Here is a 13,456-nt window from a genome sequence, read left to right on the forward strand (position 1 = left end):
GATTTACCGGCTAATGATAAAGTGAACAAAACGCGATTAACCCCGAGAGCAGAACCATGAAAAAGAGCGCAGCGGCCCTGCACATTCTGGTAAAAGAAGAGAAACTGGCGCAGGAGATCCTTGCCAAACTGGAACGCGGCATCAGCTTCGATCATCTGGCGAAGCGCTACTCTAAATGTCCCTCCGGGCGCAACGGCGGCGATTTAGGGGAATTTAAGCAGGGTGTGATGGTGGGCCCTTTCGATGAGGCGGTTTTTAGCTGCCCGCTGCTAAAACCCTACGGCCCGGTCAAAACGAAGTATGGCTACCATATCATTAAGGTGCTGTATCGCCGCTAACGCGTGGTATATTGCGCCCCGATTTAACTCAACCCTTCAAGGCACGATCATGGCAAAAACAGCAGCAGCACTGCATATTCTTGTTAAAGAAGAGAAACTGGCTCTGGATCTTCTGGAGCAGATTAAAAACGGCGCCGACTTCGGCAAGCTGGCGAAGAAGCACTCTATTTGCCCGTCAGGCAAACGCGGCGGCGATCTGGGTGAATTCCGCCAGGGTCAGATGGTTCCGGCGTTCGATAAAGTGGTCTTCTCCTGCCCGGTGCTGGAGCCAACCGGCCCGCTGCACACTCAGTTCGGTTACCACGTTATTAAAGTGCTGTACCGCAAATAAAAAGCCGGGTGGCGGCTTCGCCTTACCCGGCCTACTTGATACAGCTTTGTAGGTCGGGTAAGCGCAGCGCCACCCGACATGAGGTTTTAGCCTGCTACTGCGATACGTTTCATATCGGTCATATAGCCACGCAGTTTGTGACCTACTTTCTCGATCTCGTGGCTGCGAATCGCTTCGTTCACGTCACGCAACTGGGCATTATCTACCGCACCTTCGGCAATCGCTTTGCCCAGATCGCCTGGCTGCAGGGTGGTCATGAACTCTTTCAGCAGCGGTACGCAGGCATAAGAGAACAGGTAGTTACCGTATTCAGCGGTATCGGAGATAACCACGTTCATCTCATACAGACGCTTACGGGCGATGGTGTTCGCGATCAGCGGCAGCTCGTGCAGGGATTCATAGTAAGCAGACTCTTCGATGATGCCGGAATCCACCATGGTTTCGAACGCCAGCTCAACGCCCGCTTTCACCATCGCAATCATCAGAACGCCTTTATCGAAGTACTCCTGCTCGCCGATTTTGCCTTCATACTGCTCAGCGGTCTCAAACGCGGTCTTACCGGTCTCTTCGCGCCAGGTCAGCAGTTTCTTATCGTCGTTGGCCCAGTCAGCCATCATGCCGGAAGAGAACTCGCCGGAGATGATGTCGTCCATATGTTTCTGGAACAGCGGTGCCATGATGGTTTTCAGCTGCTCGGACAGGGCGAAGGCACGCAGTTTCGCCGGGTTAGACAGGCGATCCATCATCAGGGTGATGCCGCCCTGCTTCAGCGCTTCGGTGATGGTTTCCCAGCCGAACTGAATCAGTTTTTCCGCGTATGCCGGGTCAGTACCCTCTTCCACCAGCTTATCGAAGCAGAGCAGAGAACCGGCCTGCAGCATGCCGCACAGAATGGTCTGCTCGCCCATCAGGTCAGATTTCACTTCGGCCACGAAGGAGGATTCCAGCACGCCCGCACGGTGACCGCCGGTAGCTGCTGCCCATGCTTTGGCGATCGCCATCCCTTCGCCTTTCGGATCGTTTTCCGGGTGAACCGCGATCAGGGTCGGCACACCGAAACCACGCTTGTACTCTTCGCGCACTTCGGTACCCGGGCATTTCGGCGCCACCATCACGACGGTGATGTCTTTACGGATCTGCTCGCCCACTTCAACGATGTTGAAGCCGTGGGAATAACCCAGCGCCGCGCCATCTTTCATCATAGGCTGTACGGAACGCACAACGTCAGAGTGCTGTTTGTCTGGCGTCAGGTTAACAACCAGATCTGCCTGTGGGATCAGCTCTTCGTAGGTACCCACTTTGAAGCCGTTTTCGGTCGCTTTGCGCCAGGAAGCACGCTTCTCAGCAATCGCTTCTTTACGCAGGGCGTAGGAGATATCCAGGCCGGAGTCGCGCATGTTCAGGCCCTGGTTCAGACCCTGTGCGCCACAGCCGACGATGACCACTTTCTTACCCTGAAGGTAGCTTGCGCCATCGGCAAATTCATCGCGCGCCATAAAGCGGCATTTGCCCAGCTGCGCCAGCTGCTGGCGCAGGTTCAGTGTGTTGAAGTAGTTAGCCATGGTGATACCTCGTGATGTTGTGTGTCTTATTGTTCGGTTCGCTGTTCAGCAAGAATGTACCCACATTACAACAGGAAATTTATTGCGGAAATTGATATATTCACAACGTCACGTTGCAATATTTGCAATGTAAAATGGGGGAGTGGAATCGGTGGATTTACGCGATCTAAAAATGTTTTTGCATCTGGCGGAAAGCCGCCATTTTGGCCGCAGCGCGCGGGCGATGCATGTCAGCCCCTCCACGCTTTCCCGCCAGATCCAGCGTCTGGAAGAGGATCTCGGCCAGCCGCTGTTTGTGCGTGATAACCGCACGGTGACGCTCACCGAAGCGGGGGAAGAGTTGCGTACGTTTGCCCAACAGACGTTATTGCAGTATCAGCAGCTGCGCCACACCATCGACCAGCAGGGGCCCTCTCTGTCCGGCGAGCTCCACATCTTCTGCTCGGTGACCGCCGCCTATAGCCATCTTCCCCCCATTCTTGACCGCTTCCGCGCGGAGCATCCCTCGGTTGAAATTAAACTCACCACCGGCGATGCCGCCGATGCGATGGAAAAGGTGGTGACGGGTGAAGCGGATCTGGCCATTGCCGGCAAACCGGAAACCCTGCCGGGGGCGGTGGCCTTCTCAATGCTGGAAAATCTGGCCGTAGTGCTGATCGCTCCGGCGCTGCCCTGCCCGGTGCGCAACCAGGTGTCGGTGGAGAAGCCCGACTGGTCAACGGTGCCCTTTATCATGGCCGATCAGGGGCCGGTGCGTCGTCGCATTGAGCTGTGGTTCCGTCGTCAGAAAATCAGCAACCCCTCCATCTATGCGACAGTGGGCGGCCATGAGGCGATGGTCTCAATGGTGGCGCTCGGCTGCGGCGTGGCGCTGCTGCCGGAAGTGGTGCTGGAGAACAGTCCGGAGCCGGTGCGCAATCGCGTGATGATTCTGGAGCGCAGCGACGAGAAAACGCCGTTTGAGCTTGGCGTCTGCGCACAAAAAAAGCGGCTGCATGAGCCGCTTATTGATGCGTTCTGGAAGATATTGCCCAACCACTAGCCCGCCAGGAAGAAACGGAACGCCGGGTTGTGGGTTTCGTCATGACATTCGTAGCCCAGTTCGTTCAGCCGCGTTTCGAAATCCGGCTCGTGCTCGCCCAGTTCAAACGCCGCCAGTACCCGACCGTAGTCGGTGCCGTGGCTGCGGTAGTGGAACAGGGAGATGTTCCAGTGCGTGCCCAGGGTATGCAGGAACTTCAGCAGCGCACCCGGCGACTCCGGAAACTCAAAGCTGAACAGACGCTCCCGTAACGGTTTAGACGGACGCCCGCCCACCATGTAGCGCACGTGCAGCTTCGCCATTTCATCATCAGAGAGATCCACCACGCTGTAGCCACCTTCATGCAGCAGGCTGAGGATCTCTTTGCGCTCTTCCAGACCGCGGCTTAAACGCACGCCGACAAAAATGCAGGCATCTTTAGCATCGGCAAAACGGTAGTTGAACTCGGTTACCGAACGGCCGCCCAGCAGCTGGCAGAACTTGAGGAAGCTGCCCTTCTCTTCCGGGATGGTCACCGCCAGCAGGGCCTCACGCTGCTCACCCAGCTCGCAACGCTCGGAAACGTAGCGCAGGCCGTGGAAGTTGACGTTAGCGCCGGAAAGGACATGGGCCAGACGCTCGCCGCGAATATTGTGCTGGGCGATATATTTTTTCATCCCCGCCAGCGCCAGCGCGCCGGACGGTTCTGCTACCGCACGCACATCCTCGAACAAATCTTTCATTGCTGCGCAGATGGCATCGCTGTCGACGGTGATGATGTCGTCGAGATACTCCCGGCAGACGCGGAAGGTCTCATCCCCGATGCGTTTCACCGCCACGCCTTCGGCAAACAGCCCAACGCGCGGCAGGTCTACCGGGTGTCCGGCATCCAGCGCCGCCTTCAGGCAGGCAGAATCTTCCGCTTCCACGGCAATCACTTTGATCTGCGGCATCAGCTGTTTGATGAGTACCGCCACGCCCGCCGCCAGGCCACCGCCGCCGACCGGAACAAATACGCGGTCAAGATGGGCATCCTGCTGCAGCAGTTCCAGCGCCAGGGTACCCTGCCCGGCAATCACCATCGGGTGATCGAACGGCGGCACCCAGGTGAAGCCCTGCTGCTGCGCCAGCTCAATGGCTTTGGCTTTCGCTTCGTCAAAATTGGCGCCGTGGAGCAGCACTTCACCGCCAAATCCCCGCACCGCATCGACTTTGATATCTGCGGTTGCCACAGGCATCACGATCAGGGCTTTCAGCCCCAGACGCGCAGACGAGAACGCCACGCCCTGGGCATGGTTGCCCGCAGACGCCGTGATCACCCCACGCGCTTTTTGCTCATCGGTCAGCCCGGCCATCATCGCGTAAGCGCCGCGCAGCTTAAAGCTGTGTACCGGCTGACGGTCTTCACGTTTTACCAGAATGACGTTATCGAGGCGCGCCGAGAGCTTGTCCATTTTTTGCAGCGGCGTGACCTGCACCGCTTCATAGACCGGCGCGCGTAGTACCGCCCTGAGATACTCCGCCCCCTCAGGGGCGGCGGATAAGGGTTGGGATTCGGCCATCATTAGTCCCCAAGTTTAGATTTATCGCGCACTGCGCCTTTATCTGCACTGGTCGCGAGGGTCGCATATGCGCGCAGGGCGAAGGAGACTTCACGCTGGCGATCTTTCGGCGTCCAGGCTTTATCCCCACGCGCAACCTGAGCTTCGCGGCGGGCTGCAATTTCCTGGTCGCTCAGTTTCAGCTGAATACCGCGATTCGGAATATCGATTTCAATCAGGTCGCCATCTTCGATGATAGCGATGTTGCCGCCGCTGGCCGCTTCCGGCGAAACGTGGCCGATAGAGAGACCGGAGGTACCGCCGGAGAAGCGACCGTCGGTGATCAGCGCACAGGCTTTACCGAGGCCCATCGATTTCAGGAAGGTGGTCGGGTAGAGCATCTCCTGCATTCCAGGCCCGCCTTTCGGCCCTTCGTAGCGGATCACCACGACATCGCCTTCAACCACTTTGCCGCCGAGGATCGCTTCTACCGCCTCGTCCTGGCTCTCGTAGACTTTTGCCGGACCGGTAAATTTCAGAATGCTGTCATCCACGCCTGCGGTTTTAACGATACAGCCGTTTTCCGCAAAGTTGCCGTACAGAACCGCCAGGCCACCATCTTTGCTGTAGGCATGTTCCAGCGAGCGGATACAACCCTCTGCGCGATCGTCATCCAGGCTGTCCCAGCGACAATCCTGCGAGAACGCCTGGGTGGTACGGATACCGGCCGGACCGGCGCGGAACATTTTTTTCACTGACTCATCTTTGGTCAGCATCACGTCATACTGATCCAGCGCCTGCGGCAGCGTCAGGCCCAGCACGTTTTTCACGTCGCGGTTCATCAACCCGGCGCGATCCAGCTCACCGAGGATCCCCAGCACGCCACCGGCACGGTGAACATCTTCCATGTGGTATTTTTGCGTGCTTGGTGCAACCTTACACAGCTGCGGCACTTTGCGGGAGAGCTTGTCGATATCACTCATGGTGAAATCGATCTCCGCTTCCTGCGCCGCGGCCAGCAGGTGCAGAACGGTGTTAGTGGAACCGCCCATAGCGATATCCAGCGTCATGGCGTTTTCAAATGCCGCTTTGCTGGCGATATTGCGGGGCAGCGCGCTGGCATCGTCCTGCTCGTAGTAGCGTTTGGTCAGCTCAACGATGCGTTTACCGGCATTGATAAACAGCTCCTTACGATCGGCGTGGGTCGCCAGCAGCGAGCCGTTACCCGGCTGAGATAAGCCCAGCGCTTCGGTCAGACAGTTCATCGAGTTGGCGGTGAACATCCCGGAGCAGGAGCCGCAGGTCGGGCACGCTGAACGTTCAACCTGTTCGCTCTGCTCGTCGGAGACTTTCGGGTCCGCGCCCTGAATCATCGCGTCGACCAGGTCGAGCTTGATGATCTTATCGGAGAGCTTGGTTTTACCCGCTTCCATTGGGCCGCCGGAGACGAAGATCACCGGAATGTTCAGGCGCAGGGAGGCCATCAGCATCCCCGGGGTGATTTTGTCGCAGTTGGAGATACAGACCATGGCATCGGCGCAGTGGGCGTTCACCATGTACTCCACCGAGTCGGCAATCAGCTCGCGCGACGGCAGTGAATAGAGCATGCCCCCGTGCCCCATTGCGATCCCGTCATCCACGGCGATGGTGTTGAACTCTTTTGCCACGCCGCCGGAGGCTTCAATCTGCTCGGCAACCAGCTTCCCGAGGTCGCGCAGGTGCACGTGGCCCGGCACAAACTGGGTAAAAGAGTTGACCACGGCGATAATCGGTTTCCCGAAATCGGCATCGGTCATTCCGGTAGCGCGCCACAGCGCGCGGGCACCCGCCATATTGCGGCCGTGAGTGGTGGTGGCGGAACGGTACTTAGGCATGCGTTATTTACTCCCGTCTATCTGGTAAATGGGACGGTGCGTGCCGTCCCATATTTATGCTTATGGATTAACCTGGTCCAACCAACCCCATTTATCTTCGGTTTCGCCGGTGAAGAGGCCGAAGAAGGCTTCCTGGATACGTTTAGTGACCGGGCCACGGCGGCCTTCACCGACCTGGATGCCGTCGACGCTGCGTACCGGGGTGATCTCTGCTGCGGTACCGGACATGAACACTTCATCGGCCAGATACAGTGATTCACGGGACAGCACCTGCTCGCGCACTTCAATGCCCAGATCCTGCGCCAGTTTGATAATGGCGTCGCGGGTGATCCCCGGCAGGGCGGAAGAGGTGAATGGCGGGGTGAAGAGGACGCCATCTTTCACTTCAAACAGGTTCTCACCCGCACCTTCAGAGATATAGCCGTTCACATCCAGGGCGATACCTTCCTGATAACCGTGACGGCGCGCTTCGCTGCCTACCAGCAGGGAGGAGAGATAGTTACCGCCCGCTTTGGCTGCGGTCGGGATAGTGTTTGGCGCCACACGGTTCCAGGAGGAGACCATCGCATCGATCCCCTGTTCCAGCGCTTCGGCGCCCAGGTATGCTCCCCACGGGAACGCGGCGATGATCACATCGGTGGTGTAACCGGCTGGCGGGTTGACGCCCATACCCACATCACCCACGAAAACCAGCGGACGAATATAGGCGCTGGTCAGGTTGTTTTTACGCAGCACCGCGCGGCAAGCTTCCATCAGCTCGTCGACGCTCTGAGAAACAGGGAAGCGATAAATTTTGGCTGAATCACGCAGACGTTGCATGTGTTCACGATGACGGAACACCACCGGGCCTTTGTGTGAGTCGTAGCAACGGATACCTTCAAATACAGAAGTACCGTAGTGAAGCGCATGGGACATCACGTGGACTTTAGCGTCCTCCCAGCGAATCATCTCACCATTGGACCAAATGAAATCAGCTTTTTTCGTCGTCATTTTTCTTCCTTTGCGCTCAGGCGCGAATTTGTTGTGTTTGTGATGAAGCGGCACGCTGCTGGATATCAACCCGGGCGACGTCGACAAGTTTGCTCAACTGGCTAAACAGTAATTCGACGGGGCGCTGACTGGCAACGGTCAATTCAATATTTATGTTCTGCGCGTCGGTGGCGGTTTCCATGTTCATCGAACAGATCTGGAACCCACGATGGCGCACCACGCGCAATACACGTTCTAACGTTTCCGGGTTGAAGCGAGCCTGAACGGCGACCTGATGTTGCATCATGATAATTTCTCCAGCATTTGTGAGTTACTGGCGCCGGGCGGCACCAACGGCCAGACATTCTCAAGTTCGTCGATTGAGACATGAAGCAGGTAAGGCCCCTTGCTGGACAACATTTCATCAAGTGCCGCTTCAACCTGGTCTTTACGGGTGATGTGCTGGCCAGGGATGCCGAAGGCGCTGGCCAGGACGAGGAAATCGGGGTTATCGGTCAGGGTGGTTTCGCTGTAACGCTCCTGGAAAAAGAGCTGCTGCCACTGGCGAACCATGCCTAAACGTTGGTTATCCAGCAGCACGATCTTCACCGGCAACTGCTTACGCTTGATGGTGCCGAGCTCCTGTACGTTCATCATGAAGGAGCCGTCACCGGAGATGCAGATGACCGTATCGTCCGGGCGCGCTACCTGCGCCCCAACGGCGGCAGGCAGACCAAAGCCCATCGTGCCTAAGCCGCTGGACGTGATGAAATTTTCCGGGCGCGTGTAGGTCATGTGCTGGGCTGACCACATCTGGTGCTGGCCCACGTCGGTGGTGACTACGCTGTCGGCTGGCTTACGATCCGACAGCTGTTTCAGCAGCAGCGGCGCATAGATAGCGTCACCCGGATGGTCATAGCGCCAGGCATGTTCGCGGCGCATTGCTGCCGCATGCTGACGCCAGGCGTCAATCGCTAATGGCTGTTGCAACGCAGGCAACAGCGCGTTGAGATCCCCTTGCAAAGCCACATGCGCCTGACGGAGCTTATTCATCTCTGCCGGATCGATATCCATATGAATAACTTTTGCATTCGGCGCGAAGGTATTCAGCTTGCCGGTGACACGATCGTCAAAGCGCGCGCCCACAGCGATCAACAGGTCGCACTCCTGCACCGCGAGGTTGGCCGCTTTCGTGCCGTGCATCCCCAACATACCCAGATAATACGGGTAGTCGGCATCCACCGCGCCCAGCCCTTTCAGTGTGCAGGTCGCGGGCATTTGGGTAACCGCGATAAATTCACGCAGGGCTGGAACGGCCTGCGCCATCCCAACGCCGCCGCCTACGTAGAGGATCGGTTTTTGCGCGTGGGCCAGCATCTGGCTCGCTTCATCTGCTTCGGTATGCGGGAAATCATCGGCGTTCTCAACGGTAGAGAAGTGAGGCTCCAGCTCGCCCAGCGCAACCTGGATATCTTTAGGAATATCAACCAGAACCGGACCAGGACGGCCTGAGTTTGCCACCTCAAATGCCTCCGCCATGACGCGAGGCAGCTCTTCGAGTGACTGGACGAGGAAGCTGTGTTTCGTACACGCCAGTGACAAACCGAGAACGTCCACTTCCTGGAAAGCATCGGTGCCGATGAAGGGAGAGGCAACCTGACCGGTGATGGCCACAACGGGAACGGAATCGAGCAGTGCGTCAGCCAGACCGGTGATGAGGTTGGTCGCGCCCGGGCCAGAAGTCGCCATACATACGCCAGTTTTTCCCGTAGCACGCGCATAACCGATGGCCGCCATTGCTGCGCCCTGCTCGTGTCGGCACAACAGATGTTCCACGCCGCCGTCATACAGAGCATCGTAAATCGGCATAATTGCACCACCCGGGTAACCGAATACTGTCTCGACTCCCTGCGCTCGCAACGCATGTACTACCCATTGTGCGCCATTCATAGTTACTTCCCCGTCGTAAATCGGGAGAAACAGAATTTTATGCTGTTACTCATCCTCTGCTCCTCGCTTATGTTTTAAGGTCATAAAAAAACCCCCGGACCTTTCGGTGCGGGGGTCTTAGTTCGTTAAGGCTTGATTATTAAGCCTTTCCTCGTCCAAGTGCAGCCCCGCACGGTGGGATAATAATCACCACCACGCTAATCACGACCAGGCTAATCACTCGTAGAAGGGCTGTCATTTGCTGTTCTTTTTGCATCTTGTTCGAAGGAATACCTAAAGAGTTATCACAGATATCGAATCAAACACAACATTTTTTTATAATTCATTTGCTTATTACGCTAATAGTTTAGATAAAAATCATTGTTTTTTATGACAAAAATAGAAAATGAATTATTTTCATTTTTTCCTGGGCAATGAGGGTGAGAAGACAAGCTTATTACCCTTTTGCGAGCAGGCCTCCATGGTGATGAAAACATTACAATTAAGGGAAAATATTCATGAACAGGCCACGTAAAAACGCGAACTGACGGTAAAAATCGCGTCGGGCAGATGACATAGTGGCACGACAAGGAGGCGATTTATGTCATTGTCGGTTGTCTATACCCGCGCTGCATTAGGCGTTGAAGCACCGCTTATTTGCGTAGAAGTTCATCTCAGTAATGGCCTGCCTGGCCTGACGCTGGTCGGCTTGCCCGAAACTACCGTTAAGGAGGCCAGAGACCGGGTACGCAGCGCGATCATCAATAGTGGTTATACCTTCCCGGCCAAGAAGATCACCATCAATCTGGCCCCAGCCGATCTCCCTAAGGAAGGGGGACGATACGATTTACCTATCGCCATCGCGCTTCTCGTCGCCTCTGAGCAGCTCTCCTCCTCCAGGATAAGCGCATATGAGTTTGTGGGTGAGCTGGCGCTTACAGGCGCGTTAAGAGGGGTTCCTGGCGCGATATCTGGCGCTCTGGCGGCTATACGCGCCGGGAGAGAGATTATCGTCGCCAGAGATAATGCTGCTGAAGTTAGCCTTATTGAAGAAAAAGGCTGCCTGGTTGCTGAACACCTCCAGGAAGTATGCGCTTTCCTTGAGGGGCGTCATGAGCTGGCCGCGCCCGTTGGGGAGCCGTTTGTTGCCGAACATAACGAGTGTGACATCAGCGATATCATCGGCCAGGAACAGGGTAAGAGGGCGCTGGAGATCACCGCAGCTGGTGCGCATAACCTGCTGCTCATTGGCCCACCCGGCACCGGCAAAACCATGCTCGCGAGCCGGCTCAACACTCTGCTGCCGCCACTCAGTAACCATGAGGCGCTGGAAAGCGCGGCTATCGTAAGCCTGGTCAGCGCCACATCAATGTATAAACAATGGCGTCAGCGCCCTTTCCGGGCCCCGCATCATAGTGCCTCGCTGGTAGCCATGGTGGGTGGAGGTGCAATCCCCGCGCCGGGAGAGATCTCACTGGCACATAATGGCATTCTGTTTCTGGACGAATTGCCCGAGTTTGAGCGTCGCGTGCTGGACGCCTTACGCGAGCCCATTGAATCCGGGCAAATTAATATCTCCCGCACGCGCGCCAAGATCAGTTATCCGGCACGCTTCCAGCTTATCGCCGCCATGAACCCCAGCCCAACGGGGCACTATCAAGGCAATCATAATCGCTGCTCGCCCGAGCAGACGCTCCGCTATCTGGGTCGCTTGTCCGGGCCATTCCTCGACCGCTTCGATCTATCGCTCGAGATCCCACTCCCGCCGCCAGGCTTACTAAGCCAGGCGCATAAAACGGGGGAATCAAGCCTCACCGTGCGAAACCGAGTGATTGCCGCACAGGAGAGGCAGCTGGCAAGGCAGAAGAAACGTAACGCGCATCTGGATAACGCTGAGATCCGCACTTTTTGCCGGCTAGCGGCAGATGACGCGCTGTGGCTGGAGGAGACACTTACCCATTTTGGTCTGTCAGTACGTGCGTGGCAGCGGTTGTTAAAAGTTGCCCGTACTATTGCCGATCTGGAGGAGTGTGAAAATATTGAACGCAGGCATCTACAGGAAGCGCTGAGCTATCGCGCTATTGACCGCCTGCTGCTACACCTGCAAAAGATGCTGGCATAAAAAAAGGGGCCTTAGCCCCTTTTTATTAATCGTCTGAATCGGTGTAGTCTTCCGCACCTTCCATCTGTGGTTTACCACCAGACAGAGTATGGAAACGCTTTGGACGCTTGATACGCGCCATATATTTGATCCATACGCGCTCCGCTTCCGTTACTGGCTCGCGCTCGCCACGGCAGACGGCAACAAATGATTTTTCGTCTTCAGTGGAGGGTTCACGTTTTCCCAAATCCAGTTCATTGAAGGCATAACCATGGCGCTCAAGCAGTTGTGCCTCTTTGATGGTGAAATCACCATGGCGAGAAAATCCGCGTGGATAATTTTTGTTGTCGAAAAAACGATTAGTCGTCGTAAAGCTTTCCGCCATCCTACACGCTCCTATATCTTTGGCCGAGCTATTTATGGCGCGGAGTATTAGTTACGCTTGACAGAGCGTCAAACAAAACATTTAAATCATAACGACAAATAATTTTGCGGAGAATCCCGTGGATACGGAATTGCTAAAAACTTTTCTCGAAGTGAGCAGAACTCGCCACTTTGGGCGCGCCGCAGAAGCGCTTTATCTGACGCAGTCGGCAGTGAGCTTTCGTATTCGACAGCTTGAAAATCAGCTCGGTGTAAACCTTTTCACCCGCCACCGCAACAACATCCGCTTAACGCCAGCGGGAGAGAAACTTCTGCCGTATGCCGAAACGCTCATGAACACCTGGCAGGCGGCACGTAAAGAGGTTGCTCATACCTCAAAGCATAATGAGTTCTCTATCGGTGCCAGCGCCTCGCTATGGGAGTGCATGCTTAGCCCGTGGCTGAGTCGGCTATATCGCTCTCACGGGCATCTGCAGTTTGAGGCGCGTATTGCGCAACGGCAGTCGCTGGTTAAGCAACTGCATGAAAGACAACTGGATCTTCTGATCACTACCGAAGCACCGAAAATGGATGAATTCAGCAGCCAGGTTCTCGGCCAGTTCAGTCTGGGACTCTATGCGGCGGAACCTTCCGCTCTGAAAAGCGACCTGAATTATCTGCGCCTTGAATGGGGCCCCGATTTTCAGCCTCATGAGGCGGGGTTGATTGCAGCGGACGATGTTCCAGTCCTGACAACCAGTTCTGCTGAAATAGCCTGCCAACAACTCGCAGCGCTTAAAGGTTGTACCTGGTTACCACAACGCTGGGCCAGTAATAAACCAGGCCTGTATGCGGTTACCGATTCAGCCCTGCTCCAGAGGCCGCTGTACGCTATCTGGCTTCAGAACAGTGATAAACAGGGGCAGATCAAAGATCTACTTAAAATCAGCGTGATGGAGTGAATCAGCCTGTTGCAGGGACGCAATTAAAGGCTTAAAGAGGGGAAAGTTGAAATATTACAGGCAAAAAAAAAATCCTTCGCCGAAGCAAAGGATTCTTTATATGGCAGGGGCGGAGAGACTCGAACTCGCGACACCCGGTTTTGGAGACCGGTGCTCTACCAACTGAGCTACGCCCCTAAATTTCTTACTACTAAGCCTGCTAATGTAGCAGGCTTAGTTTAAATAAGTGGCGGAACGGACGGGACTCGAACCCGCGACCCCCTGCGTGACAGGCAGGTATTCTAACCGACTGAACTACCGCTCCACCGAATACTTCTACAACTACCGGTTTATTGCCCCGGTTTACTACGTAATTTGATGCCTGGCAGTTCCCTACTCTCGCATGGGGAGACCCCACACTACCATCGGCGCTACGGCGTTTCACTTCTGAGTTCGGCATGGGGTCAGGTGGGACCACCGCGCTAC

Annotated in this window: 14 protein-coding genes, 2 tRNA genes and 1 rRNA gene; 5 read left to right on the forward strand and 12 right to left on the reverse strand. The window is 56.0% G+C overall.

Annotated elements, in window-relative coordinates; genetic code table 11:
• Nucleotides 1-56 precede the first annotated feature (56 nt).
• Both ppiC (WFM46_RS03505) and ppiC (WFM46_RS03510) read left to right on the forward strand, forming a co-directional pair.
• On the forward strand, nucleotides 57-338 hold the full coding sequence (gene ppiC, locus WFM46_RS03505) for a peptidylprolyl isomerase PpiC (RefSeq protein ID WP_103825311.1): 282 nt from the start codon (nucleotides 57-59) through the stop codon (nucleotides 336-338).
• Between the two features lie 49 nt (nucleotides 339-387).
• Nucleotides 388-669, forward strand: a complete 282-nt coding sequence (gene ppiC, locus WFM46_RS03510; RefSeq protein ID WP_008501570.1) for a peptidylprolyl isomerase PpiC — start codon at nucleotides 388-390, stop codon at nucleotides 667-669.
• Between the two features lie 86 nt (nucleotides 670-755).
• Here the strand turns inward: ppiC (WFM46_RS03510) and ilvC are convergent, their stop codons facing one another.
• The gene (gene ilvC, locus WFM46_RS03515; protein WP_156655362.1) at nucleotides 756-2,231 is read right to left on the reverse strand and encodes a ketol-acid reductoisomerase; all 1,476 of its coding nucleotides are present in this window, start codon (nucleotides 2,229-2,231) and stop codon (nucleotides 756-758) included.
• A gap of 151 nt (nucleotides 2,232-2,382) precedes the next feature.
• Between ilvC and ilvY the strand changes: the two genes are divergently transcribed.
• Entirely contained in the window at nucleotides 2,383-3,273 is an 891-nt protein-coding gene (gene ilvY / locus WFM46_RS03520; RefSeq protein WP_103181002.1) for an HTH-type transcriptional activator IlvY, read from the forward strand.
• Here the strand turns inward: ilvY and ilvA are convergent.
• From ilvA to ilvL, 7 genes are all read right to left on the reverse strand, one after another.
• Entirely contained in the window at nucleotides 3,270-4,814 is a 1,545-nt protein-coding gene (gene ilvA / locus WFM46_RS03525; RefSeq protein ID WP_180210059.1) for a threonine ammonia-lyase, biosynthetic, read from the reverse strand. The two genes, ilvY and ilvA, sit on opposite strands and share 4 nt — an antisense overlap.
• A gap of 2 nt (nucleotides 4,815-4,816) precedes the next feature.
• Nucleotides 4,817-6,667: a dihydroxy-acid dehydratase gene (gene ilvD / locus WFM46_RS03530; RefSeq protein ID WP_336997072.1), complete on the reverse strand. Its 1,851-nt coding sequence runs from the start codon at nucleotides 6,665-6,667 to the stop codon at nucleotides 4,817-4,819.
• A 60-nt stretch (nucleotides 6,668-6,727) separates the two neighbouring features.
• On the reverse strand, nucleotides 6,728-7,657 hold the full coding sequence (gene ilvE, locus WFM46_RS03535) for a branched-chain-amino-acid transaminase (protein WP_103825309.1): 930 nt from the start codon (nucleotides 7,655-7,657) through the stop codon (nucleotides 6,728-6,730).
• 16 nt (nucleotides 7,658-7,673) lie between these two features.
• The gene (ilvM, locus tag WFM46_RS03540) at nucleotides 7,674-7,943 is read right to left on the reverse strand and encodes an acetolactate synthase 2 small subunit (protein ID WP_103177473.1); all 270 of its coding nucleotides are present in this window, start codon (nucleotides 7,941-7,943) and stop codon (nucleotides 7,674-7,676) included.
• A complete protein-coding gene (gene ilvG / locus WFM46_RS03545) occupies nucleotides 7,940-9,586 on the reverse strand; it encodes an acetolactate synthase 2 catalytic subunit (protein WP_180210058.1) in 1,647 nt (548 codons plus the stop codon). Before ilvG ends, ilvM begins: the two co-directional genes overlap by 4 nt.
• Before the next feature lie 2 nt (nucleotides 9,587-9,588).
• Nucleotides 9,589-9,639 (reverse strand): peptide IlvX, encoded by a 51-nt coding sequence (ilvX, locus tag WFM46_RS03550; RefSeq protein ID WP_197090613.1) that lies wholly within the window; start codon nucleotides 9,637-9,639, stop codon nucleotides 9,589-9,591.
• A gap of 86 nt (nucleotides 9,640-9,725) precedes the next feature.
• Nucleotides 9,726-9,824, reverse strand: a complete 99-nt coding sequence (gene ilvL, locus WFM46_RS03555) for an ilv operon leader peptide (protein ID WP_001311244.1) — start codon at nucleotides 9,822-9,824, stop codon at nucleotides 9,726-9,728.
• Nucleotides 9,825-10,166: 342 nt separating this feature from the next.
• Here ilvL and WFM46_RS03560 point away from each other — a divergent pair, with 342 nt between their 5' ends.
• Nucleotides 10,167-11,687, forward strand: a complete 1,521-nt coding sequence (locus WFM46_RS03560) for a YifB family Mg chelatase-like AAA ATPase (RefSeq protein ID WP_336997073.1) — start codon at nucleotides 10,167-10,169, stop codon at nucleotides 11,685-11,687.
• 25 nt (nucleotides 11,688-11,712) lie between these two features.
• On the opposite strand, the gene WFM46_RS03565 is transcribed toward WFM46_RS03560, so the two are convergent.
• Nucleotides 11,713-12,051, reverse strand: coding sequence for a DUF413 domain-containing protein (locus WFM46_RS03565; protein WP_039031246.1), 339 nt, complete (start codon nucleotides 12,049-12,051; stop codon nucleotides 11,713-11,715).
• A gap of 118 nt (nucleotides 12,052-12,169) precedes the next feature.
• Here WFM46_RS03565 and hdfR point away from each other — a divergent pair, with 118 nt between their 5' ends.
• Nucleotides 12,170-12,991 carry an HTH-type transcriptional regulator HdfR gene (gene hdfR / locus WFM46_RS03570; RefSeq protein WP_156655365.1) on the forward strand — a complete coding sequence of 274 codons (822 nt, stop codon included), beginning with the start codon at nucleotides 12,170-12,172 and terminating at the stop codon, nucleotides 12,989-12,991.
• A 101-nt stretch (nucleotides 12,992-13,092) separates the two neighbouring features.
• On the opposite strand, the gene WFM46_RS03575 is transcribed toward hdfR, so the two are convergent.
• The 3 genes from WFM46_RS03575 to rrf form a co-directional block, all read right to left on the reverse strand.
• Nucleotides 13,093-13,168: transfer RNA gene (locus WFM46_RS03575), tRNA-Trp, on the reverse strand.
• A 50-nt stretch (nucleotides 13,169-13,218) separates the two neighbouring features.
• Nucleotides 13,219-13,295: transfer RNA gene (locus WFM46_RS03580), tRNA-Asp, on the reverse strand.
• 55 nt (nucleotides 13,296-13,350) lie between these two features.
• Nucleotides 13,351-13,456, reverse strand: a 5S ribosomal RNA gene (rrf, locus tag WFM46_RS03585); the annotation flags it as partial.

This window comes from Leclercia sp. M50, from assembly GCF_037150775.1.
GTDB lineage: Bacteria > Pseudomonadota > Gammaproteobacteria > Enterobacterales > Enterobacteriaceae > Enterobacter.

What these genes read in the sequence shown, in the direction of transcription:
- ilvM (WP_103177473.1), bottom strand. Translation starts at nt 7,943, where the DNA reads ATGATGCAACATCAGGTCGCCGTTCAGGCTCGCTTCAACCCGGAAACG.
- WFM46_RS03560 (WP_336997073.1), top strand. Translation starts at nt 10,167, where the DNA reads ATGTCATTGTCGGTTGTCTATACCCGCGCTGCATTAGGCGTTGAAGCA.
- ppiC (WP_103825311.1), top strand. Translation starts at nt 57, where the DNA reads ATGAAAAAGAGCGCAGCGGCCCTGCACATTCTGGTAAAAGAAGAGAAA.
- ilvA (WP_180210059.1), bottom strand. Translation starts at nt 4,814, where the DNA reads ATGGCCGAATCCCAACCCTTATCCGCCGCCCCTGAGGGGGCGGAGTAT.
- ilvE (WP_103825309.1), bottom strand. Translation starts at nt 7,657, where the DNA reads ATGACGACGAAAAAAGCTGATTTCATTTGGTCCAATGGTGAGATGATT.
- ilvC (WP_156655362.1), bottom strand. Translation starts at nt 2,231, where the DNA reads ATGGCTAACTACTTCAACACACTGAACCTGCGCCAGCAGCTGGCGCAG.
- ppiC (WP_008501570.1), top strand. Translation starts at nt 388, where the DNA reads ATGGCAAAAACAGCAGCAGCACTGCATATTCTTGTTAAAGAAGAGAAA.
- ilvG (WP_180210058.1), bottom strand. Translation starts at nt 9,586, where the DNA reads ATGAATGGCGCACAATGGGTAGTACATGCGTTGCGAGCGCAGGGAGTC.
- ilvD (WP_336997072.1), bottom strand. Translation starts at nt 6,667, where the DNA reads ATGCCTAAGTACCGTTCCGCCACCACCACTCACGGCCGCAATATGGCG.
- WFM46_RS03565 (WP_039031246.1), bottom strand. Translation starts at nt 12,051, where the DNA reads ATGGCGGAAAGCTTTACGACGACTAATCGTTTTTTCGACAACAAAAAT.
- ilvL (WP_001311244.1), bottom strand. Translation starts at nt 9,824, where the DNA reads ATGACAGCCCTTCTACGAGTGATTAGCCTGGTCGTGATTAGCGTGGTG.